At 59.4% G+C, this 21,364-nt stretch carries 19 protein-coding genes; 14 read left to right on the top strand and 5 right to left on the bottom strand.

What is annotated here, in order from left to right; genetic code table 11:
• Positions 1-29 precede the first annotated feature (29 nt).
• The 6 genes from ACIOWA_RS06475 to ACIOWA_RS06450 all read left to right on the top strand — a co-directional run bounded on the left by ACIOWA_RS06475 (position 30) and on the right by ACIOWA_RS06450 (position 5,921).
• Complete coding sequence (locus ACIOWA_RS06475; protein WP_339432331.1) at positions 30-587, top strand: L-threonylcarbamoyladenylate synthase; 558 nt, start codon at positions 30-32, stop codon at positions 585-587.
• A gap of 272 nt (positions 588-859) precedes the next feature.
• Positions 860-1,528 (top strand): hypothetical protein, encoded by a 669-nt coding sequence (locus tag ACIOWA_RS06470; protein ID WP_401158846.1) that lies wholly within the window; start codon positions 860-862, stop codon positions 1,526-1,528.
• Entirely contained in the window at positions 1,506-2,240 is a 735-nt protein-coding gene (locus tag ACIOWA_RS06465; protein WP_401158844.1) for an iron-containing redox enzyme family protein, read from the top strand. The genes ACIOWA_RS06470 and ACIOWA_RS06465 overlap by 23 nt, the downstream gene beginning before the upstream one ends.
• Positions 2,241-2,282: 42 nt before the next feature.
• Positions 2,283-3,374 carry a DUF3419 family protein gene (locus ACIOWA_RS06460; RefSeq protein WP_339432334.1) on the top strand — a complete coding sequence of 364 codons (1,092 nt, stop codon included), beginning with the start codon at positions 2,283-2,285 and terminating at the stop codon, positions 3,372-3,374.
• On the top strand, positions 3,371-4,639 hold the full coding sequence (locus ACIOWA_RS06455) for an aminotransferase class I/II-fold pyridoxal phosphate-dependent enzyme (RefSeq protein WP_339432335.1): 1,269 nt from the start codon (positions 3,371-3,373) through the stop codon (positions 4,637-4,639). The genes ACIOWA_RS06460 and ACIOWA_RS06455 overlap by 4 nt, the downstream gene beginning before the upstream one ends.
• Positions 4,629-5,921, top strand: a complete 1,293-nt coding sequence (locus ACIOWA_RS06450; RefSeq protein WP_401158861.1) for a phenylacetate--CoA ligase family protein — start codon at positions 4,629-4,631, stop codon at positions 5,919-5,921. The genes ACIOWA_RS06455 and ACIOWA_RS06450 overlap by 11 nt, the downstream gene beginning before the upstream one ends.
• 23 nt (positions 5,922-5,944) lie before the next feature.
• Here ACIOWA_RS06450 and ACIOWA_RS06445 read toward each other — a convergent pair whose 3' ends face one another.
• Positions 5,945-6,922, bottom strand: a complete 978-nt coding sequence (locus ACIOWA_RS06445) for an NADPH:quinone reductase (RefSeq protein WP_401158841.1) — start codon at positions 6,920-6,922, stop codon at positions 5,945-5,947.
• Between the two features lie 162 nt (positions 6,923-7,084).
• On the opposite strand from ACIOWA_RS06445, the gene hemF reads away from it, so the two are divergent.
• Both hemF and aroE read left to right on the top strand, forming a co-directional pair.
• Positions 7,085-7,999: an oxygen-dependent coproporphyrinogen oxidase gene (gene hemF, locus ACIOWA_RS06440; RefSeq protein ID WP_401158839.1), complete on the top strand. Its 915-nt coding sequence runs from the start codon at positions 7,085-7,087 to the stop codon at positions 7,997-7,999.
• Between the two features lie 9 nt (positions 8,000-8,008).
• Positions 8,009-8,830 carry a shikimate dehydrogenase gene (aroE, locus tag ACIOWA_RS06435; RefSeq protein WP_339432339.1) on the top strand — a complete coding sequence of 274 codons (822 nt, stop codon included), beginning with the start codon at positions 8,009-8,011 and terminating at the stop codon, positions 8,828-8,830.
• A 91-nt stretch (positions 8,831-8,921) separates the two neighbouring features.
• On the opposite strand, the gene ACIOWA_RS06430 is transcribed toward aroE, so the two are convergent.
• From ACIOWA_RS06430 to betC, 3 genes are all read right to left on the bottom strand, one after another.
• A complete protein-coding gene (locus tag ACIOWA_RS06430) occupies positions 8,922-10,490 on the bottom strand; it encodes a SulP family inorganic anion transporter (RefSeq protein ID WP_401158837.1) in 1,569 nt (522 codons plus the stop codon).
• Between the two features lie 149 nt (positions 10,491-10,639).
• The gene (choX, locus tag ACIOWA_RS06425; protein ID WP_401158835.1) at positions 10,640-11,560 is read right to left on the bottom strand and encodes a choline ABC transporter substrate-binding protein; all 921 of its coding nucleotides are present in this window, start codon (positions 11,558-11,560) and stop codon (positions 10,640-10,642) included.
• A 16-nt stretch (positions 11,561-11,576) separates the two neighbouring features.
• On the bottom strand, positions 11,577-13,091 hold the full coding sequence (betC, locus tag ACIOWA_RS06420) for a choline-sulfatase (protein WP_401158833.1): 1,515 nt from the start codon (positions 13,089-13,091) through the stop codon (positions 11,577-11,579).
• A gap of 114 nt (positions 13,092-13,205) precedes the next feature.
• Here betC and ACIOWA_RS06415 point away from each other — a divergent pair, with 114 nt between their 5' ends.
• Positions 13,206-14,156 carry a choline sulfate utilization transcriptional regulator gene (locus ACIOWA_RS06415; protein WP_339432343.1) on the top strand — a complete coding sequence of 317 codons (951 nt, stop codon included), beginning with the start codon at positions 13,206-13,208 and terminating at the stop codon, positions 14,154-14,156.
• Between the two features lie 3 nt (positions 14,157-14,159).
• Here ACIOWA_RS06415 and ACIOWA_RS06410 read toward each other — a convergent pair whose 3' ends face one another.
• Positions 14,160-14,822, bottom strand: a complete 663-nt coding sequence (locus ACIOWA_RS06410; protein WP_339465402.1) for an NAD(P)H-binding protein — start codon at positions 14,820-14,822, stop codon at positions 14,160-14,162.
• Positions 14,823-14,905: 83 nt separating this feature from the next.
• On the opposite strand from ACIOWA_RS06410, the gene ACIOWA_RS06405 reads away from it, so the two are divergent.
• The 5 genes from ACIOWA_RS06405 to ACIOWA_RS06385 all read left to right on the top strand — a co-directional run bounded on the left by ACIOWA_RS06405 (position 14,906) and on the right by ACIOWA_RS06385 (position 21,184).
• Positions 14,906-15,232 (top strand): DOPA 4,5-dioxygenase family protein, encoded by a 327-nt coding sequence (locus ACIOWA_RS06405; RefSeq protein WP_339432345.1) that lies wholly within the window; start codon positions 14,906-14,908, stop codon positions 15,230-15,232.
• Positions 15,233-15,527: 295 nt separating this feature from the next.
• Positions 15,528-16,835, top strand: a complete 1,308-nt coding sequence (locus ACIOWA_RS06400; protein WP_339465404.1) for a CitMHS family transporter — start codon at positions 15,528-15,530, stop codon at positions 16,833-16,835.
• A gap of 85 nt (positions 16,836-16,920) precedes the next feature.
• The gene (locus tag ACIOWA_RS06395; RefSeq protein ID WP_221732250.1) at positions 16,921-17,685 is read left to right on the top strand and encodes a TerC family protein; all 765 of its coding nucleotides are present in this window, start codon (positions 16,921-16,923) and stop codon (positions 17,683-17,685) included.
• 327 nt (positions 17,686-18,012) lie between these two features.
• Positions 18,013-19,671 carry a Na/Pi cotransporter family protein gene (locus tag ACIOWA_RS06390; protein WP_401158830.1) on the top strand — a complete coding sequence of 553 codons (1,659 nt, stop codon included), beginning with the start codon at positions 18,013-18,015 and terminating at the stop codon, positions 19,669-19,671.
• A 124-nt stretch (positions 19,672-19,795) separates the two neighbouring features.
• Positions 19,796-21,184, top strand: coding sequence for an insulinase family protein (locus ACIOWA_RS06385; protein WP_339432349.1), 1,389 nt, complete (start codon positions 19,796-19,798; stop codon positions 21,182-21,184).
• Positions 21,185-21,364: the final 180 nt, after the last annotated feature.

Genomic DNA, 21,364 nt, shown 5'->3' with positions numbered 1-21,364 from the left:
GCGCGAAACCTGTTTGCGGAGAGTTTTTCATGGTCAACAGTTGGCGTGTGCAACAAGCCGCACGAGAGATTCGTGCCGGGGCGGTGATTGCCTATCCAACCGAAGCCGTCTGGGGACTGGGTTGCGACCCGTGGAACGAAGAGGCGGTGGATCGGTTGCTGGCGATCAAGAATCGTTCGGTCGACAAGGGCCTGATTCTGGTCGCCGACAACATCCGCCAGTTCGACTTTCTGTTCGAAGACTTCCCGCAGGAGTGGATCGACCGCATGGCCAGCACCTGGCCAGGGCCGAACACCTGGCTGGTGCCGCACCAGAACCTGCTGCCTGAGTGGGTTACGGGTGTACACGACACCGTGGCGTTGCGGGTCAGCGATCATCCGCAGGTGCGCGACTTGTGCTCGATGGTCGGGCCGCTGATTTCGACCTCGGCCAACCCACAAGGGCGTCCGGCGGCGCGCACGAGGTTGCGGGTCGAACAGTATTTCCGTGGGCAGATCGATCTGGTGCTGGGCGGGGAACTGGGTGGACGCAAGAACCCCAGCGTCATCCGTGATCTGGCCACCGGCAACGTCATTCGTCCCGACTGACGCCCCCCTCAATCGATAGCATGAGTCCTCCTCGCCTTTATAGGGCGAGGAGGGCTGCATATGCCTACGACTTATCTTTCGAGTCACTAACAAATTACAACAGTTTGTTGTTTATATTTTTCCCGCTTACGTCAGACTTGTCGCCAAGTATTAAAAATAGGTAACTTTTCCCACGTCATTATCAGAAATCGCGCGGTGGCGATATTTCCAAAAGCATCCATTATTTCAATGCGCTCAGAAAACTTCGATAAGTTAACGTCTGCGGAGAAGGAATGGATACTACGGATTTACAATTAACGGATTATCTTCAGTCACTTCAGGCGGAATTGAATAATCGCCATGAAAATTGTCGTGTCGTTATTCTTGAAGCGGGATCAGGCACGCGAGAGTTCGAACGATTTATTGGTCGTCAATTTCGGCTTCGATTACAGCATTACATGCTGACATCAAGGGCTGTTTTGCTTGAAAAGAAGCTGGCGATAGTGTCGCGCAGTACTCATTTTTTACTGTATCAACATGAGCAACTGGTGGCGGTATTAAGAGTGACTCCATCGCCGTTCGAATGGGCGTCACTGACGCAGCAACATGTTGCTCCCACCATGGTGCTATCGCGCTATGTCGAGTTCAGCCGGTTGATCACTCTCTCGCAAAACCATCTGCCGGTTCCGATCAACTGTCTGCTGGCGGCCGCCACAGAGTGGGCCATCACGCGCGGTCATGAGGGTGTCGTCGCACTTTGCCGATCGCCACAACGGCGATTGTTCCAACGGTTCGGTCTGACACCGATTACCTCTGAGGCCCTTCATATCGAACAACGCGCCCGCGGCGATTACTGGCTGCTGTCAGCGCAATGGAAGCAAGTTTTCGCCGCCGTGCAACAACCTGCCCATACAACCACCCTGCACCTGGAGAGCCACGATGAGCACGCCCGTCAATTTTGAACAACAGTTGAGCCTGCTTGATGAACGAATCGAAAGTTCGTGGGCGGCAATCCTGAATAATTCACGGCTGGTAAAAGCTATACGCGAGGGCAGTGTTTCCAAAGCGTTATATGCAATCTACATGATCGAAACTTTTCACTACACCGCACATAACGCACGAAACCAAGGTCTGGTGGGGGTGCGACATGCCGATAATCCGGTTTATGCAAAGTTCTGTTTTGAACATGCGGCGCAAGAAGTCGGCCATGAAAAAATGGCGTTGCATGATGTCATGAGCCTTGGTCTAAAGAGTGAAGATTTTAAGATTCCGCCGGCAGCTCCGGAAACTGAAGTGCTGATTGCTTATTTATACTGGATTTCCTTTACCGGCAATTCGCTACAACGGCTGGGATACAGTTATTGGGCAGAAAATGCCTATCATTTCATAAATCCGCTGATTAATAGCCTGCGCGAGACACTCTCGCTAAAGCCGGCTCAGTTGACGTTCTTCATGGCGCACTCCGATATTGATGTCGAACACTTCCATGAAATAAAACTCATCCTGCAGCGCACGTGTAAATCTCAGTCCGACTGGGATGCCATTGCGACTGTCATGGAGACCAGTTTGCGCTTGACCGGCAACATGCTTGAAGCCGTCTATGACCAGTATGAAGCCTGGCAAAACGGCCGCGCGCCGCGTTATGACTTCCTTCACGCGTTGGATAAATCATGAAGTCCGCACTTCGATTTTCAGGGCTGGCGGAGGGAAACCCGCATGGCTGACTATTTCGATCGTCTGAACTATGCACTGGGGGATGAAGACACCGCGCTTGAATACGCGATCCTGCCCCAACGTGCCAGGCATGTGGTGGGTGTCGCCGGGAGTGGCGGACGTCTTCTACCGCTGCTGGCCCGCAGGCCGGTGCGGATGACCTGTACCGATATCAGTGCGCCCCAACTGGCGTTCACGCGGTTGCGGTTTGCCCTGCTGCAACAGACCGATCATGAGTCGTTCATGGCATTCATGGGTTACCGGACAGACGTTTTGGCCAAACAACGCCAGTCCCTGTTTCAGCATCTGGATTTGCCCCGGACCGATCGCCGCTGGCTGTCAGAGTTGTTCCAGTCCCGTCAATGGCAAGCGCCGATCTACATGGGCGCCTTCGAGCAGGCCCTGCAGCGGTTGGCGATGGTCAATCGACTTTTTACCGGCAAAGCGGGTCGAGGCATCTTTGAACACAACGATCTTGGCGAGCAAACGCAATATTACCTAACCCGCTTTCCACTCAAGCGCTGGAAGGCTGTGATCGCCCTGCTGGGCAATGCAGCCGTGCTCAATTCCCTTCTCTACAAAGGCTCGTTTCCACCCAACAACCTGGGCATCAGTTCCCGTGCGGCGTATCTGAAGATTTTCCACGCGATGTTCACCACTCAGGTCGTGCGCGAGAGCTTTTTCCTGCAAATGCTGTTTTTCGGTGAACTGCGCTATCGGCAAGGTTTTCCGCTTGAGTGCGATCCGAAGATTTTCAAGCGTGCCCGTGAGGCACTTCAGCAGTGCGAGTTGCACGTAGTACAGGCCGACATGCTCGACTGTGTTGCCATGCACGCGGATGTTGATTTCGTCTCGCTCTCCGACGTGCCCTCGTTCTTGCCCGAAGCCGCTGGCACCCGTGTTTTGCAGCGATTGCGCCCGTCTCTGGCCGATGAGGCTTTGACGGTCATGCGTGGCCATTTGCATGTGGTTCAACCCGATTGTTCAGGTTTCAGCGATGTCACTGCCGAGTTCCAGAAAGCGATCGCACAAGAAAAAACCCAGCTCTGGCGTGTACAGGTCTATCGCCGGACCCTTTCGCAGGTATCCCGATGAATACTCAACAACCGACCGTCAATTGGGTCAAAAACCGTGTCCGCCAGGCGCGTGACGACCAGCAGCAGTTGTTCCAGGCAGGGCTCAACGGCCTGAAACTGATGAGGCGCGAGGGCAAGGACATCGAATTGAGCAGCGGCGAACGACTCACCGAGTTCCTTTCATGCTCCTACCTGGGGCTTGAGTGCGACCCCCGCCTTATTCAAGGCGCGGTGGACGCCGTCGAATCTTTCGGTGTGCAGTTTGCGGCCGCAAGAACCCGGGCGCTGCTGCCGCCGATGCGTCAATTGGATAAGCAGTTGGACCAGATATTTCAGGGCCATACGGTCACCTTCAACTCGGTGGGCAGCGCGCATTTGGGCTGCCTGCCATTGCTCGGGTCCGGCGAGTTGCCGTCTTATCCGTTGCGTCGTGGTCCCTGCTGGATAGTCGACCGGGCGGCCCATGCCTCGATGCAAGTGCTACAAGGGATTCTGTGGCAGTTCGGCCCTGTACGGCGTTGTGATTGCAGCGATGTGGAGCAGGTCGAGCAGGCATGTTCAACGGCGGTGGCGGCTGGCAATACACCGATCATCCTGACCGACAGTATTGGCTCGATGCGCGGCCTGTATCCGATCAAACGACTGTTGCAGTTGGCCGAGCGTTTTGAAGGCTACCTTTATGCCGATGATGCCCATGGCACCTCGATCCATGGGGTGGCAGGTGGTGGTTATGCATTGGTCGCTGCCGATAAGCGACTGCGCGATCGTTTGATCCTTCTGTCATCGCTGTCCAAGGCATTTGGTGCGACCGGTGGGGCGATTACCCTGCTCACGGCCGGCGATGCCGAGATGATTCGGCGCCATGCGTCGACCTATACCTTCGGTGGGCCACTGTCGATGGGCGGTGTCGGCGCGGCGGTTGCCTCCGGGAAAATTCACCTTTCGCCGGAACTCGGTCAGTTACAGGCTGCCCTGTGGAGAAATGTTGCCCGGATCGACACTCTGCTCGGTTCGGTGCTGGGCAACCATGAAATCGCATCACCCATTCGTTTCGTCCGTGTGGGGGCCGAGCGCGATGCAATCAGTCTGGCATTGCACCTGCGTCGGCAGGGCATCGCTGTCACAACCGCGTTATTTCCGGTGGTGGCCAAGGGCGAGGCTATTTTACGTCTGGCCATCAGCGCGAATCACAGTGAGGGGCAGTTGGAATGTCTGGCCAATGCGGTCAGGAGCGGGTTCGATGAGTTAGGCATTCGTCAGGGAGGGCGTGACGATGAGCGATGATCGGATAGTTACTGACCAAGCCTTTGCACGCAAACTGGCTTACGCGCGCTCTCTGCCGTGGTTCTGTGCGTTGTGTCCGCAGATCCTGCAAGTGCAGACCCTGGAGGACCTTCATCTTCTGCCGATTCAAGCGGTGGAGGATGAATCTGGCGGTGTGCTGTTCTCCGTACTTGGCGAGGCTTCTCACCGTACGCCGGGCGGCGGGCTGACCCTGACGTCAGGAGGCAGCACCGGCAACCGTAAACACATCACGCATTCCTGGGCGTTCAACGCCGGTATCGTGCCGCTTGGAGCGCGGATGTTTGGGGGGGAAGATGAACGTCCAGGCGTGGTCATCAACGGTCTGACCGCCGGCGAAATGCAGGGTGCCTTTCAATATGCGGCGGCCCTTGTCCAGCATATCGGTGCGCGCCTGTTGCCAGCCGGATCACTGATGGGCGTCCAGCGGATTGCCGAGCTGATCGAGTCACAAGCGGCCGACGCGCTGATTTGTACCCCTTCCCTGGCAGCGGCGCTGTTCAACCACAACGATATTGATGCGGCACAGTTGGCCAGTCTGAGATGGCTCTACTATATCGGGGAACCCTGCAGTCAACCGCTGCGCGAGCAACTGGCCCGGGACTGGCCGGCGCTGAAAATCCGGTCGCTGGGCTACAGCTCGACGGAAACCGGCCCCATCGGCTTTCAGTGCGCTCATCTTGAGCACGGCTTTTATCATTTGCACGCCGACGCGATGCTGATCGAAGTGGTTGATCCCCTGACTTTACAAGCGGTGGCTGATGGTAACAGCGGTGAGTTTCTGCTGACGCCGCTGCTGCCCGATCATGTGCCGCTGTTGCGTTATCGAATGGGTGATCGCGGGCGAATCCTGCGCAACGTATCGAGTTGCACCTGCGGCAGCAGCTTTCCCGTGCAGGAACTCCAGGGACGGGTGGAGACAACGATCAAGCTAGGCGGCGCGATCATCACTCAACGACAGGTATTGGACCTACTCGGGCAAGCGCTGGCCAAACTGGGCCCCACCGATGTCCAGGTACAGATCCATCGGCGAGCTAGCGGTGCGAGCCTGTGCGTGGTCATCGCTGAGGACAAACTATACGACGGCGCACAAGCGGCTATCGAACAGGCGCTGCACAATGAAGTGCAGGTGAGTGCATTGCTCAGGCTGCCCGGCGTACAGGGCTTGCAGGTGCTGGCTCTTGCCCGCAGCGGCTTCCAAACAAACGCCGCCGGCAAGACGCCATTTTTTGTTGAGTTGGACGACGCCACGAGGAAGCGATGACGATTCATCGGGAGCGCGTGCTGTCAGGGCAGCAGGATCGTGGAGCCGGTGGTGCGCCGTGCCGACAACTCGGTCTGCGCCTTCGCTGCATCAGCCAGTGGATAGCGTTGACTGATAGCCACGTTGAGCTTGCCGCTGATGATCATCTCGAACAGCTCATCGGCCATGCGTTGCAGGTTCTCGGCATTGTTGGCGTAGGTCGCCAGGGTCGGCCGGGTCACGTACAACGAACCTTTCGCTGCAAGAATCCCCAGATTGACACCGTCGACAGCACCGGACGCGTTGCCGAAGCTGACCACCAGCCCTCGCGGCGACACGCTGTCGAGCGAGGTCAGCCAGGTGTCCTTGCCGACGCCGTCATACACCACCGGGACTTTCTTGCCGTCGGTCAGCTCCAGCACGCGCTGCGCGACGTTTTCGTGGCTGTAGTCGATGGTCGCCCAAGCGCCGTTGGCTTTGGCCAGCTCAGCTTTTTCTTTGGAGCTGACGGTGCCGATCAGCTTGACGTCCAACGCCTTCGCCCATTGGCATGCCAACGAACCGACACCGCCAGCAGCGGCGTGGAACAGAATGGTTTCTCCACCCTTGAGCTCATAAGTCTGGCGCAGGAGGTACTGCACGGTCAGGCCCTTGAGCATGACCCCGGCAGCGGTTTCGAAACTGATGGCGTCTGGCAGGTGCACCAGATTGGCTTCGGGCAGAACGTGCAGTTCGCTGTAGGCACCCAACGGGCCGCTGCCATACGCCACGCGGTCACCGACCTTGAACCGGGTGACCTCGCTGCCCACCGCATCGACGATGCCCGCACCTTCGGCACCCAGACCGGACGGCAAGGCCGGCGGTGCGTAAAGACCGCTGCGGAAGTAGGTGTCGATGAAGTTCAGGCCGATGGCCTTGTTGCTTACGCGAACCTGCTGCGGGCCAGGCTCCGCAGGCTGGTAGTCAATATAGTCGAGGACTTCGGGACCGCCGTGGGCGCGGAACTGGATACGCTTTGCCATCTGCCTGCTCTCCTTGGGGCTTTTGTGAGGTCCCTATCCAACTCCCATGCTTGATCTTCGTCAACTGCGGTGCGCCGGTTTGCGGTGGTATGCTACGCGCCCATTTGCGTCGCCCCCCGCCTGCGGGGCGCCGCGTAGTGATGCCCGATTCAAGGTGAAGCCATGACGACCCGCACCGACGCCGTAAAGGCCTATCTGCTCGACCTGCAAGACCGTATCTGCGCCGCGCTGGAAATCGAGGACGGCGGCACGCGCTTCGTCGAAGACGCCTGGGCCCGACCTGCTGGCGGTGGCGGTCGCACCCGCGTGATCGAAAACGGCACGCTGATCGAAAAGGGCGGCGTCAACTTTTCCCATGTCTTTGGCAGCGGTCTGCCGCCGTCGGCCAGCGCCCATCGGCCGGAACTGGCGGGACGCGGCTTTGAAGCCCTCGGCGTATCGCTGGTGATTCATCCGCACAACCCGCATGTGCCGACGTCGCACGCCAACGTGCGCTTTTTCATCGCCGAGAAGGAAGGTGAGGAGCCGGTCTGGTGGTTCGGCGGCGGCTTTGACCTGACCCCGTATTACGGCAACGAAGAAGACTGCATCCATTGGCACCGCGTCGCCGAGCAGGCCTGCGCGCCGTTCGGGGCGGACGTCTATCCGCGTTACAAGGCTTGGTGCGACACCTACTTTCACATCAAGCATCGCCACGAACCGCGCGGCATCGGCGGCCTGTTCTTCGATGACCTGAACGAGTGGGACTTCGAGACCAGTTTCGCCTTCATGCGCGCTATCGGTGATGCCTACATCGATGCGTACCTGCCCATCGTGCAGCGACGCAAGAACGATGAGTTCACTGCAAAACAGCGTGAGTTCCAGGAATTCCGCCGTGGCCGCTACGTTGAATTCAACCTGGTTTACGACCGTGGCACGCTGTTCGGCCTGCAATCGGGCGGACGTACCGAGTCGATCCTCATGTCGCTGCCGCCACAAGTGCGCTGGGGCTACGACTGGAAAGCCGAGCCCGGCAGCGAAGAAGCGCGCCTGACCGAGTACTTCCTGCAAGATCGCGACTGGCTGGCTCAAGCCTGAGGACATCTGATGGATCGTTACGTCGTTTTCGGTAACCCGATCGGCCACAGCAAATCGCCGATGATTCACAAGCTGTTCGCCGAGCAGACCGGGCAAAGCCTCGATTACAGCACCCTGCTGGCGCCACTCGACGACTTTTCAGGCTGTGCCACGGCGTTCTTCCAGGAAGGTCGTGGCGCCAACGTCACCGTGCCGTTCAAGGAAGACGCCTATCGCCTGGCCAACAGCCTGACCGCTCGTGCACAGCGTGCTGGCGCGGTGAACACCTTGAGCAAACTGGCTGACGGCTCGCTGTTGGGCGACAACACCGACGGTGCCGGGCTGGTGCGGGATCTGACGGTGAACGCCGGATTCAGCCTGACCGGTAAACGCATCCTGCTGCTAGGCGCCGGTGGCGCTGTGCGTGGGGCGCTGGAGCCGTTGCTGGCGGAAAAACCGGCGTCGGTGATCATCGCCAACCGCACGGTGGAGAAGGCCGAATGGCTGGCCGAATTGTTCTGTGATCTGGGGCCGGTATCGGCCAGCGGTTTCGACTGGTTGCAGGAGCCGGTGGACGTGATCATCAACGCCACCTCCGCCAGCCTCACCGGTGACGTGCCGCCTATTGCGCCCAGCCTGATCGAGTCGGGCAAGACCCTGTGCTACGACATGATGTACGGCAAGGAGCCGACCGCGTTCTGCCGCTGGGCCAGTGAACACGGCGCGGCGGTGTCGATGGATGGTTTGGGCATGCTGGCCGAGCAAGCTGGCGAGGCGTTCTTTTTGTGGCGCGCAGTGCGGCCCGACACGGCGCCAGTACTCCAAGAGTTGCGTCGTCAACTCGGCCTTTAAAAGCTTCGCGAGCAAGCCCGCTCCCACGTTGGAATGCATTTCAAATGTGGGAGCGGGCTTGCTCGCGAATGGCCGCACCGCCGATCCTGGATCAATCCTCAAACCGGATCGGACACTGCTGCGGCCCTTCGAGCTTGCGTAACTCCTCCACCACCTGCGGCCGAGCGCCGCGCAACGTCAGGCTGCGATTGTGCCGCAATAAACGCCGCGCCTCCTGATGCAGCATCTCCACCCCTGAATAATCGATGAAGTTGATCTGCTGCGCCTCAATCACCACCCGCGTGCCGTGCAGGCGTTGCAAACGCACTTGCAGGTAATGGCTGGCGCCGAAAAAAATCGAGCCGCCGACCCGCAGCACATCGTCCTCACCATCGCGCCAATGCTGCACCCGTGGTTGTGAAGTGCGCTTGAGATAGAAGAACAGCGATGCGAGCACCCCGGCGTAAATCGCCGTCTGCAATTCCAGCAACAACGTGGCGAGACAGGTCAGGGCCATGACCACGAACTCGGCGCGGCTGACCCGCAGCAATGACCGAATGCCGCGATGATCCACCAGTCCCCAGGCGATCAACAAAATGCTGCCGGCCATGGCTGGAATGGGAATCTGCGCGATCAGCCCTGCCCCGAAAATCGCAAACAGCGCCACCCAGATCGCCGAAAACACTCCGGCCAGCGGCGAGCAGGCGCCCGCCTCGTAACTGAGGCCCGAGCGGGTAAACGACCCGGCCGACAGCGAGCCGGAAAAGAACGCCCCGACGATATTGGATAAACCCTGCGCCCGAACCTCTTGATTGGCGTCGAGCAGTTGTTGCGAGCGCGCGGCAATCGAGCGGGCAATCGACAGGCTGGTGACCAGCCCGAGCATGCCCACCGCGACAGCGCTCGGCAGCAGGCGCAGGATCAGGTCCAGATCCAGCGGCAAGCCACTGAACGGCGGCAGACGCCCGATAAAAGCGCTGACCCGGTGCACATGCCCGAACATTGCCGGCCACAGCCAAACCAGCAAGCTGGCCAGTACCAGCGTGATCAACAGCGTCGGCCAGCGTGGCAGCAATTGTTTCAACACCACGCCGACCGCGACCGTGGCCACGCCAAGCACCAGCGAAGGATTATCCACAGCCCTGAGGTGTTGCAGCAGATCCATCAAACTGGCCAGCGCCGTGGCTTTGGCTGGCAGGTCCAACCCTAGAAAATTGGGCAACTGACCGATGGCAATCACCACTGCCGCCCCCAGGGTGAAACCGAGTACTACCGAATGCGAGACGAAGTTCACCAGTGCGCCAAAGCGCAGCAAACCGATCAGCCATTGGAAAACCCCGGCCAGAAAGGTCAGCAGCAGAATCAGGGTGATGTAGTCCTGTGACGCTGGCACGGCCAATGGACTGACGCTGGCAAACAGCACAATCGAAATCGCCGCCGTTGGCCCGCAGATCAGATGCCACGACGAACCCCACAGACAGGCGATCAACACCGGGATGATCGCCGCGTAGAGACCGTATTCGGGTGGGAGTCCGGCGATCAGCGCGTAGGCAATCGACTGGGGTAACGCGAGAATTGCACCGCTGAGGCCGACGATCAGGTCCCGTCCGACGCTGGCGCGGGTTTGCCGGGGCAGCCAGGTGAGGAAGGGCAAAAGTGAGCGGCGAGTGGGGAAGGCCATGGGTCCTCGCGGTTTGGGGTTTGCGCAAGAGTAACAGGGTAAAACGTGCGGGAGCGTGCCCTCAGGTGAATGCGGTGGGTCATTCGACAAAGACACCGCAATCGCGAGCAAGCCCGCTCCCACGGGGTGAGACGACTGCCTCTAGTGAATCAGAGCCTGGCTTTTACCGCCGGCAAGGCAGCCTTCCCATCCAGCGTCTTCACGCCGTCCAGCCACTTGTCCAGCACCGCCGGATTCGCCTTGATCCAGGCCTTCACCGCCTCAGCATTGCTGACCTTCTTGTTGGTCACCTCAGCCATGATGCTGTTCTCCATCTCCTGAGTGAACGAAAGATTGGTCAGCAATTTACCCACATTCGGACACGCCTCGGCGTAGCCCTTGCGCGTCAACGTAAACACGCTGCCGGTGTCGCCAAAGTACTTTTCGCCACCCTTGAGGTAATGCATTTTCAACTGCACGTTCATCGGGTGCGGGGTCCAGCCGAGGAAGGTGACGAATTTCTGCTTCTTCACTGCCCGCGACACTTCGGCGAGCATTGCCTGTTCGCTGGACTCGATAAGCTTCCACTGGCCCAGGTCGAAGTCATTTTTCTTGATGATTTCCTGCAACGAGATGTTCGCGGGTGCGCCCGAACCGATGCCGTAGATTTTCTTGCCGAACTTGTCGGCGAATGTATTCAGATCCGCGAAGTTATGCACACCCGCGTCCCAGACGTAATCCGGCACGGCGAGGGTGAATTCGGTGCCGTCGAGGTTCTTCGCCAGTTGTGTCACGTCACCGGTGGCGATGAACTTGTCGTAGAAGCCCTGCTGCGCCGGCATCCAGTTGCCCATGAACACATCCACCTGGCCATCCTTCAGGCCGCCGAAAGTAATCGGTACCGCGAGGGTGTCGACCTTGGCCTTGTAGCCCATGCCGTCCAGCAGAAAACCGGTGATGGCGTTGGTCGCGGCGATGTCGCTCCAGCCAGGATCGGCCATTTTCACCGTCTCGCAACTTTGCTCGGCAAATGCCGAGGCGCTGCCCAGAGCCAGCAGGCTGACCGTCAGTACTGTGGATAACTTGCGCATGGACTTCCCCTTAACGTTATTGGTTTTGGCAGGGTTGTGGATAACGTGCTTTGCGTTCCAGATCATCGAGGTCGATATGGTTGCGCATGTACTGCTGACTAGCGTCGACCAGAGGCTGGTGATCCCAGCTCTTCAGCTTGCCGACGGTCAATGCATCGGCGACAAAACGGCGGCGACGCTGGCTCGCGAGGACGGCCCGGTGAATGGCGGGGATGTCCCACTTGGCCCGTGCCTCGGCGAGAAAATCGTCGAATAGCTGACGATGCTGTGGCGATTGGCTGAGTTCTTCCAACTCGCGCGGATCGTTGCCTACGTCGAAGAGTAGGCAAGGGTCGCTTTCACTGTAGATAAATTTCCAGGCGCCACGGCGGATCATCATCAGCGGACTGATGGTGCCTTCGGCCATGTATTCGCCAAATACCTCGTCATGGCCGCCCTGCCCTTGCAGGTGTGGCACCAGCGAGCGGCCATCCAGCGGCAGGCCCGGCTCCAGGTTGCCGCCGGCCAGTTCGACGAAGGTTGGCAACAGGTCTGCGGTCGATACGGCAGCGCTGATGCGCCCGGCCTCGAACTGGCCAGGCGCACTGATCAACAGGGGCACGCGGGCGGCCATTTCGTACCAGTGCATTTTGTACCAGAGGCCTTTCTCGCCCAGCATGTCGCCGTGGTCGCCGGAGAAGACGATGATCGTTTCGTCCATCAGCCCTGTGTCTTCAAGGGTTTGCAGGAGTTTGCCGACGTTGGCGTCGATATAACTGCAAGCGCCGAAGTAGGCACGCCGAGCATCGCGAATCTTATCCACAGGCAGCGGCTTGTCCCACAGGTCGTAAACCTTGAGCAGGCGCTGCGAGTGCGGGTCGAGTGAATGTTGATCCGGCGTTGTCGGAAGCGGGATATCGCCATCGTCGTACAAATCCCAGAAGGCCTTGGGAATCGTGTACGGATCGTGTGGGTGAGTCATCGACACCGTCAGGCAGAACGGCTGATCGCCGTCCTCGCGAATGTGATCGAACAGATATTGCTGGGCCTTGAACACCACTTCTTCGTCAAAATCGAGTTGGTTGGTGCGCACGCAGGGCCCGGCTTGCAGCACCGAAGACATGTTGTGATACCAGGTCGGCCGCACGTCAGGCTCATCCCAGTTCACCGACCAACCGTAATCGGCCGGATAAATATCACTGGTCAGGCGTTCTTCGTAGCCGTGCAACTGATCGGGGCCACAGAAATGCATCTTGCCCGACAGCGCGGTGCGGTAGCCGAGACGGCGAAGGTAGTGGGCGTAGGTCGGAATGTCGGCGGGGAAATCGGCGGCGTTATCGTAAGCACCGATTTTGCTCGGCAATTGACCGCTGACCAGAGTGAAACGCGACGGCGCGCACAATGGGCTGTTGCAGTAAGCGGCGTCGAACACCACGCCTTGGGCGGCGAGGCGCGAAAGATTCGGCAGTTTGATTGGCGAAGGGCCGTAGAACGGCAACATTGGCGCGGCCATCTGATCGGCCATGATGAAAAGAATATTCTTGCGCTTCATGTGATCGCGGCATTCCATAGTGAATATTTATGCGACATTGCTGCGATCAAGCTTGGGGTCCATGCTCTATCGGGTAAAGCCCATGCCGGGCAATGACTGGGATAAGCTGTGCTTATGTATGAAGCGTTAGGTGATCTGTCTCTCGACCTGTTGCGTGCCTTCGATGCCGCCGCGCGCCATCGCAGCTTTACTGCGGCAGCGGTTGAGTTGGGCACCACGCAACCGGCCATCAGCCAACAGATCAAACGACTGGAGGAGCAGCTCGGTACGCGCCTGTTTGATCGCATCTACCGGGGCATCGAACTGACTGAGGTCGGCATGATCCTGTTCGAGCAAGTTAGCCTTGGTTTGCAGAATATCGACGCAGGATTGAGCGCGATCAGCACACAGCAGCAACACGAGGTGCTGCAGGTCGCCACCGATTTCGCCTTCGCCGCCTATTGGCTGATGCCGCGTCTGCACCGCTTCCACGAAGCCAATCCCCACGTCGATGTCAGCCTGGTCACCAGCGAACGTAACCACAACATGCTGCGCACCGACATCGACGTGGCGATCCTGTTTGGCGACGGCCGCTTTAAACAGGGCGAGAGCCATTGGCTGTTCAGCGAAGAAGTGTTCCCGGTGTGCAGTCCACTATTGCTCAAGGATCGCCCGGCGCCCTTGCCTGCTCAGGCGTTGCTGGAATTGCCCCTGCTGCACTTGCGCGGTGAAAACAGCAGCAACTGGTTTGACTGGAGTGGTTTGTTTCGCCAATTGGGCATCACCACGCCGCCGGCACCGGGGCAGCTGCGTTTCGACAATTACACGCTGTTGATTCAAGCGGCGATTGGCGGGCAAGGCGTGGCGATTGGCTGGCGGCATCTTGTGGATAACTTGCTGACTCAGGGTTTGCTCTGTCGCCCGATTGCCGAAACGACGCTGTCACGGCTGGGCTATTACGTCGTTCTGCCGCAACGCAAACGGCGGGGGGCGCTGATTCAACTGTTTGTTGACTGGTTGATGGAGGAACAGGCCAGCAGTGCAGAATCGCTCAATGGACTCGCACTGCCGTCCATTGCCATCTAGAACCTATTGGCTGGTCGCCACAAAATTCACATGCTGCCCGACATGCAGATTCAAGCGCAGCTCATCGGCAATCCCCACCGCGACCCGGTTCAAACGCTCCAGCGGTTCGGTTAGCCCCGGCTCCAGATGGCCGCCAACCTGGCTGAAATGCTCAACGGTCAGCCCCGCGACGCCATGGGGCGCATTGACCAATGTCCATTGCAACGGACTGCTTTGCAGGGCCTCACGGATTTCTTCGGCGGCGTGGCGTTGCAGGCGATCGTCGAGGTCCGGTTCGTCGAGCACGGCGAAATCGCCCACCAGAAACAGCCGCGAAACATTGGCCAATTGCAGGCCATCGACCAGCGCGTCGACCGCGAGCACCTGTTCCACCGGCCCAAGCACGATGGACCTTTCGACGTGATCGCTGCTCAACGGCAGGCCCGGCGCATCCAGCAGGCAAATCACCGCCGAGCTTCCCGCAACGCTTTGATTGACCCGCTCGGCATCGAACAGATCGCCACTTTTTGTACGCAACCCCGGACGCGGCGCGAGCGCCGTCAAATCGTCGAGAATGGCGATGACTTCATGCTGACGACGCAGCAACTCAGCCATCAACGCACCGCCCAGGCTGGCCATGGCACCATAGAGCACCACTTTAACCGCTGGGGTTTCGGCATTTTTCATGGCTGATCCCTTTTCTTGTCCCTTCTATGGCGTGTGACATACGGGCAACGCCGAGGGTTCGAACCGATTTGCGAGGGCTTCAGATGCAACCGATCAAGGGCTACCACGCCCACGTCTATTTCGACGCCGCCTCCATCGACCAGGCACGCGCGTTATGCGAGCAAGCCGCTACGTTGTTTCCATTGAAAATGGGCCGCGTCCACGAACGCCCGGTCGGCCCGCACCCCGACTGGAGTTGCCAGTTGGCCTTCGGCCCGGAGTTGATCGGTGAAGTACTGCCCTGGCTGGCGCTCAATCGCAAAGGCTTGGTGGTGTTTTTGCACCCGGACACGGGCGATGATTTGCTTGATCACACCGAGCATGCGATCTGGATGGGCGCCATGAGGCCGCTGAATCTGGCTGTTTTTTGATGACGTCCGCCGCATTCGGCGGGCCGGTTGACCGTTCACTCAAAGCTTTCACCCACGAAAGCTGGCTGAAAGCTTCCCCCATTAGGATCGCCCCCACTGCCGGCAACAGACCGGTTGGCCAATCCGTGTGATACCCGCACGAACGGCCCAATTAACAACAACAATGGTGATTCTGATGTCCTCTGTAGCCCGCCTCCGCGCTGTCACTCCGTCCGTACCTCTCGTGCTGCCCGCTCTGCGCTGATCCCGCCCGATCCGCTCATTCCATTAGCCGCGCTACGCCCGGAGTATTCCCATGCTGACTTTCCTTGGCTTTGCCATGGTCATCACGTTCATGTTCCTGATCATGACCAAGCGCCTGTCCGCGCTGATTGCGCTGATCATCATCCCGATCCTGTTTGCCCTGTTCGGTGGTTTTGCGCCGAAGATCGGTCCGATGATGCTCGAAGGCATCACCAAGCTTGCGCCGACCGGCGTGATGCTGATGTTCGCCATTCTCTATTTCGCCCTGATGATCGACTCCGGTCTGTTCGACCCGGCCGTGCGCAAGATCCTCAAACTGGTCAAGGGTGACCCGCTGAAAGTTTCGGTCGGCACCGCCGTACTGGCGCTCGTCGTTTCCCTCGACGGTGACGGCGCGACCACTTACATGATCTGCGTGGCCGCCATGCTGCCGCTGTACAGCCGCATCGGCATGAGCCCGCGAATCATGGCCGGCCTGATCATCCTGGCCGGTGGCGTGATGAACATGACGCCATGGGGCGGCCCGACCGCCCGTGCTGCCAGTGCGTTGCACGTCGACCCTTCGGACATCTTCGTGCCGATGATTCCGGCCATGGCGGCCGGTGTGGTGGCGATTCTGCTCATTGCCTATTTCTACGGCAAACGTGAGCGAGCGCGTCTGGGTGAGTTGCACCTGATCGACGATGAGATCGATCACAGCGAAATCAGCGTTTCGCAGTTCCCGGACGCCCGTCGTCCGAAGCTGATCTGGTTCAACGGCGCCCTGACCTTCGGCCTGATGTGCACCCTGATCGCTGGCCTGTTGCCGCTGCCGGTGTTGTTCATGGTGGCGTTCAGTATTGCCATGATCGTCAACTATCCTTGCCTGCAAATGCAGAAGGACCGCGTCGCGGCTCACGCCGGCAGTGTGCTGGCAGTGGTCGGGCTGATCTTTGCGGCGGGTATCTTCACCGGTATCCTGTCGGGCACCGGCATGGTCGATGCGATGTCCAAGAGCCTGCTGGCGGTGATCCCGGATTTCCTCGGTCCTTACCTGGCCGTGATCACGGCACTGGTGAGCATGCCGTTCACGTTCTTCATGTCCAACGACGCGTTCTACTATGGCGTGTTGCCGGTGATGGCCGAAGCCGCCAGTCACTACGGCATCACCGCCGTGGAAATGGCCCGGGCCTCGATCGTCGGTCAGCCCGTTCACTTGCTCAGCCCGCTGGTGCCATCGACCTATCTGTTGGTGGCCCTGGCCGGGATTGATTTTGGCGACCACCAGCGGTTCACCCTCAAATGGGCGATCCTGGTTTGTATCTGCATTCTGATTGCTGCACTGCTGCTCGGGACTTTCCCGGTGTTCAGCACTCTATAAGCCCAAGACTCACCGTTTGCGGTCCTGGCTTCGTGGTTTGAAGCCAGGACCTTTTTCGGTTTAACACACGCTCAAAGGAATACACATGGATTGGCTGACCAACCCCGAAATCTGGGTTGCCTTCTTTACCCTGACCGCCCTGGAAATTGTCCTGGGTATCGATAATATCATCATGATTTCGATCCTGGTCAGCCGCATGCCCAAACACATGCAGCCGCGCACCCGGATCTTCGGTCTTGGCCTGGCCATGATCACGCGAATCCTGTTGCTGCTGTCGATCACTTGGGTCATGCGCCTCACCGCCGACCTGTTCGAAGTGTTCGGCCAGGGCATCTCCGGGCGTGACCTGATCCTGTTCTTCGGGGGGCTGTTCCTGCTGTGGAAAAGCTCGCAGGAGATGTACCACGCGCTGGAAGGTGAAGACGAAAGCGGCGACGAGCCTTCGGGCAAGGGCGGTAACTTCCTCTACACCATTATTCAGATCGCGATCATCGACATCGTCTTCTCGCTGGACTCGGTGATCACCGCGGTCGGCATGGTGTCCCATGTGCCGGTGATGGTGGCGGCGATCATCGTCGCGGTGCTGGTAATGATGGCGGCGTCGGGCAAGATCAGCGAATTCATCGACAAACATCCGTCGCTGAAGATGCTCGCGCTGTCGTTCCTGCTGGTGGTCGGTACGGTACTGATCGCTGAATCGTTCGACGTGCACGTACCCAAAGGTTACGTCTACTTCGCCATGGCGTTCTCGCTGGCGGTGGAAGCGATCAACATCAAACTGCGCGGCGCGATGGCCAAAAAGAAGCAGCAAGATCCGGTGAAACTGCGCAAGGACATTCCGGGGCAGTAACCCGCTAGTCCAGCAACACGCAACACCCCTTGTGGGAGCGGGCTTGCTCGCGAATGCAGTCGATCAGCCAACATTATTGTCGACTGATACGCCGCCTTCGCGAGCAAACCCGCTCCCACAGTTGTTTTGTACGTTGGCTAACACTCACTCCAGCAGGGAGGTGCCGGTGAAGTGCTGTTCATGACACTTGTGTTTCAATCATGGTTTTAGCTGTGCAATGCTGGCGCCCAGACCGTTAGCCAACTACAGCTTAAGTATCAAAAACGTAGAAACCGCGCGGTACCGTCAATTTGCCTCTCTGGGGCGCTGCCATTACAGGGGGTCTGCATGCTCACCCTGCTCAATCTGCTTTCCGCCGTCGCCCTGCTGATCTGGGGCACGCACATCGTCCGAACCGGCATCCTGCGGGTGTATGGCACCCAGTTGCGCCATGTGATCGGTCAGAACATGGCCAAGCGCTGGCTGGCCTTTGTTGCGGGCATTGTCGTCACGGCGATGGTGCAAAGCAGCAACGCCACGGCGATGCTCGTCACCTCTTTCGTCGGCCAAGGGCTGATGGCGCTGACGCCGGCGCTGGCGACCATGCTCGGCGCCGATGTCGGTACCGCGCTGATGGCGCGGGTGCTGACGTTCGACTTGTCTTGGCTGTCGCCATTGCTGATTTTTCTTGGGGTGATTTTCTTTCTGTCGCGCAAACAGACGCGGCTCGGGCAAATGGGCCGGGTCAGCATCGGTTTGGGGCTGATCATTCTCGCGCTGCAACTGATCGTCGAGGCTGCTGCACCGATCACCCACGCCCAAGGGGTGAAGGTGATTTTCGCTTCGCTGACCGGCGACATCCTCCTCGACGCCCTGGTCGGCGCGCTGTTTGCGATGATTTCCTACTCCAGCCTCGCCGCTGTGCTGCTGACCGCTACCTTGGCCGGCGCCGCCGTGATCAGTCTGCCGGTGGCGATTGGCCTGGTGATCGGTGCCAACATCGGCAGCGGCGTGCTGGCGTTCATGAGCACCAGCATGCAGAACGCCGCTGGCCGGCAAGTGGCGCTGGGCAGCCTGTTGTACAAACTGATCGGCCTGCTGCTGATCATCCCGGTGCTCGACCCGCTTGTGCATTGGATCGACAGTCTGGATTTCAGCCCGCAGGAAATGGTCATCGGCTTCCACCTGCTCTACAACACCGCACGCTGTCTGATCCTGCTGCCGAGTGTCGGGCCGATGGCGCGTTTGTGCGCCTGGCTGCTGCCGGAACGGCCTGAGGTCAACGGCACCGCCAAACCACGTCACCTTGACCCGACCGCGCTGGTCACGCCAAGCCTGGCCTTGGCCAACGCCGTGCGCGAAACCCTGCGCATGGGCGATCTGCTCGACAACATGCTCGACGCGACCCTCGATGTGTTGCGCGGCAAGCAAACGGCGATCACCCAGGACATGCGTCGGATGACCGATGACGTTGAGTCGCTGTACAGCGCGATCAAGCTGTACCTGGCGCAAATGCCCCGCGAGGATCTTGGCGAGCAGGACAGTCGGCGCTGGGCGGAGATCATTGAACTGGCGATCAACCTCAAACTGGCCTGTGACTTGATCGAGCGCATGCTGCGCAAGGTCCAGCAGCAGAAGACCTCGCAACGCCGTTCGTTTTCCGAGGAAGGGCTGGAGGACCTGGCCGGGCTTCAACAGCAACTGATCGCCAACTTACGGTTGGGGTTGTCGGTGTTTCTCAGCGGCGACAAGGAAAGCGCTCGCCAGTTGCTGCGCGAGAAACGGCGCTTCCGCGCACAGGAACGCCGTTTGGCCCATGCCCACGTCAGCCGTTTGCAACGCAAGATCGTGCAGAGTATTGAAACCAGTTCGTTGCACCTGGAGCTGATTGCCGACATGAAACGGCTCAATTCACTGTTTTGCAGCAGCGCCTATGTGGTGCTGGAAACGGCGGACACCGGGGCGCTGGCGGCGGATGAAATGGCCGACATTACGCATTCGCCTTGAACGTCTGCGGCTAAGGTCAGTCAGTAACTCAGCGTTCAGCCTCAGGGACGCCTTCGCGAGCTTGCTCGCAAAGGCCATCTGCCTGACGACACGGATCTCCAAATCAGCCGTACGGAAGCCTGTTATGCGTTGCCTGTTGTTCGCCTGTCTGTTGCTCGGTTCACTCCCTTCCTTGGCCCTGGATCGTTTTCAGGTCGAAGGTTATGCGCTGCCCAACGGTTTGCAGTTGTTGCTCAAACCCGGCACCGAGCGCGGGCATGTCGCGATCCGGCTGGTGGTCGGCGTCGGTCTTGATGATTTTGACTGCGATGAAAAAGAGCTGCCGCACCTGCTTGAACACTTGCTGTTCAGTGGCATTGACGCCACCGGCGAAGGTGGCCTCGAAGAGCGCATGCAGGCCCTTGGCGGTGACTGGAACGCCTTCACCAGCAATGCCGATACCACCTTCGTCATCGAAGCTCCGGCGAAAAACCAGCGCAAGGTACTCGACCTGCTGCTGGCGCTGCTGACACAGACCCGCATCGACGACAACGCGATCAACGCCGCCAAACGTGTGGTCGAGCGTGAGGACGGCGGCCACTACACGCGCCTGCGCCGCTTTCTCGACCGCCAGGATCTGGGGCACAGCGCGAGCAATCAATTGGCGGTGGAGCTGGGCCTTAAATGCCCGCAGCGCGCCGAAGTCGCACATCTGACCCAGGCGCAACTGGAGAAGGTGCGCAAAGCCTGGTACGCGCCGAACAACATGACCCTGATTGTCGTCGGCGAGCTCGACAAACTGCTGCCGGCCTATCTGGAGCGGACGTGGGGCGCGCTTGATGCGGTCGAGCCCAGTGAGCACCGGCCGTTGCCGGATATCCGCACCAGCGCCGCCCATGAGCGCACCCTCACGCGCGGTTTTATCGGCGACAGCGCCAAGTTGCACTGGTTGGTGCCGGAGCCGGTGCTGGACGGTCAGTACGACGAGACGTTCAACATCCTCAAGGACTACCTCGACTGGGCGCTGTACCGACAGATTCGTCTCAACCATGGTTTGTCTTATGGGCCGTGGGCCGAGCGCGAAGTGTTTGGGGGCGTCGGGTTCATGAGCCTCAATGCTGACCTTGATCGCGATAACGTCGATGAAGCCATTGAGGTGCTGGAAGACATCAAGGCCGACCTGCTGAAAAACGGTCTCGATCCGGCCACCTTCGCCCGCATCAAACAGGCGGCCATCGCCCATCAGGCCTGGGCGGTGCAAGGCAACAGCGCGATGGCCGATTACTACTGGAGTGCGCTGGGCGACTACGAGGACGGCCGCTTCGCCAATCCCGCCCGCGAACTGCAAGGCGTGACGCTGGAAACGGCGAACAAGGCCATGCGCGAGTTGTTGCTGCAACCGGGGTATCTGCGTATCGAGAAGCCTTTGATCAGTGATGATCAGGTGTTGTGGCTGGCGGCGGGTGGACTGGGTGTGTTGCTGCTGATCCTGATCGTATGGCGCCTGCACCGCCGCAAATCCGCCGAACACTGAACCGGTGGGAGCGGGCTTGCTCGCGAACGCGGTGGGTCATGCAACAAATGCAGTGACGGATACGACGCCTTCGCGAGCAATCCCGCTCCCACAGGGGACTGTGGTGATTTTGCTGACCGGCAGCCTCGCCACACCGCTGTGCGAGCGGTACTCTGTCGAGGTTTTTTCCCACGACTGTTG

Source organism: Pseudomonas sp. NPDC087614 (genome assembly GCF_044743485.1).
GTDB lineage: Bacteria > Pseudomonadota > Gammaproteobacteria > Pseudomonadales > Pseudomonadaceae > Aquipseudomonas > Aquipseudomonas baetica_A.
The sequence above is the reverse complement of the archived record's forward strand: the minus strand, read 5'-3'. Positions and strand labels throughout refer to the sequence as shown.

What these genes read in the sequence shown, in the direction of transcription:
- betC (WP_401158833.1), bottom strand. Translation starts at nt 13,091, where the DNA reads ATGAAGCGCAAGAATATTCTTTTCATCATGGCCGATCAGATGGCCGCG.
- ACIOWA_RS06450 (WP_401158861.1), top strand. Translation starts at nt 4,629, where the DNA reads ATGAGCGATGATCGGATAGTTACTGACCAAGCCTTTGCACGCAAACTG.
- aroE (WP_339432339.1), top strand. Translation starts at nt 8,009, where the DNA reads ATGGATCGTTACGTCGTTTTCGGTAACCCGATCGGCCACAGCAAATCG.
- ACIOWA_RS06460 (WP_339432334.1), top strand. Translation starts at nt 2,283, where the DNA reads ATGGCTGACTATTTCGATCGTCTGAACTATGCACTGGGGGATGAAGAC.
- ACIOWA_RS06410 (WP_339465402.1), bottom strand. Translation starts at nt 14,822, where the DNA reads ATGAAAAATGCCGAAACCCCAGCGGTTAAAGTGGTGCTCTATGGTGCC.
- hemF (WP_401158839.1), top strand. Translation starts at nt 7,085, where the DNA reads ATGACGACCCGCACCGACGCCGTAAAGGCCTATCTGCTCGACCTGCAA.
- ACIOWA_RS06390 (WP_401158830.1), top strand. Translation starts at nt 18,013, where the DNA reads ATGCTCACCCTGCTCAATCTGCTTTCCGCCGTCGCCCTGCTGATCTGG.
- ACIOWA_RS06465 (WP_401158844.1), top strand. Translation starts at nt 1,506, where the DNA reads ATGAGCACGCCCGTCAATTTTGAACAACAGTTGAGCCTGCTTGATGAA.
- choX (WP_401158835.1), bottom strand. Translation starts at nt 11,560, where the DNA reads ATGCGCAAGTTATCCACAGTACTGACGGTCAGCCTGCTGGCTCTGGGC.
- ACIOWA_RS06475 (WP_339432331.1), top strand. Translation starts at nt 30, where the DNA reads ATGGTCAACAGTTGGCGTGTGCAACAAGCCGCACGAGAGATTCGTGCC.
- ACIOWA_RS06395 (WP_221732250.1), top strand. Translation starts at nt 16,921, where the DNA reads ATGGATTGGCTGACCAACCCCGAAATCTGGGTTGCCTTCTTTACCCTG.
- ACIOWA_RS06385 (WP_339432349.1), top strand. Translation starts at nt 19,796, where the DNA reads ATGCGTTGCCTGTTGTTCGCCTGTCTGTTGCTCGGTTCACTCCCTTCC.
- ACIOWA_RS06445 (WP_401158841.1), bottom strand. Translation starts at nt 6,922, where the DNA reads ATGGCAAAGCGTATCCAGTTCCGCGCCCACGGCGGTCCCGAAGTCCTC.
- ACIOWA_RS06430 (WP_401158837.1), bottom strand. Translation starts at nt 10,490, where the DNA reads ATGGCCTTCCCCACTCGCCGCTCACTTTTGCCCTTCCTCACCTGGCTG.
- ACIOWA_RS06470 (WP_401158846.1), top strand. Translation starts at nt 860, where the DNA reads ATGGATACTACGGATTTACAATTAACGGATTATCTTCAGTCACTTCAG.
- ACIOWA_RS06415 (WP_339432343.1), top strand. Translation starts at nt 13,206, where the DNA reads ATGTATGAAGCGTTAGGTGATCTGTCTCTCGACCTGTTGCGTGCCTTC.
- ACIOWA_RS06405 (WP_339432345.1), top strand. Translation starts at nt 14,906, where the DNA reads ATGCAACCGATCAAGGGCTACCACGCCCACGTCTATTTCGACGCCGCC.
- ACIOWA_RS06455 (WP_339432335.1), top strand. Translation starts at nt 3,371, where the DNA reads ATGAATACTCAACAACCGACCGTCAATTGGGTCAAAAACCGTGTCCGC.
- ACIOWA_RS06400 (WP_339465404.1), top strand. Translation starts at nt 15,528, where the DNA reads ATGCTGACTTTCCTTGGCTTTGCCATGGTCATCACGTTCATGTTCCTG.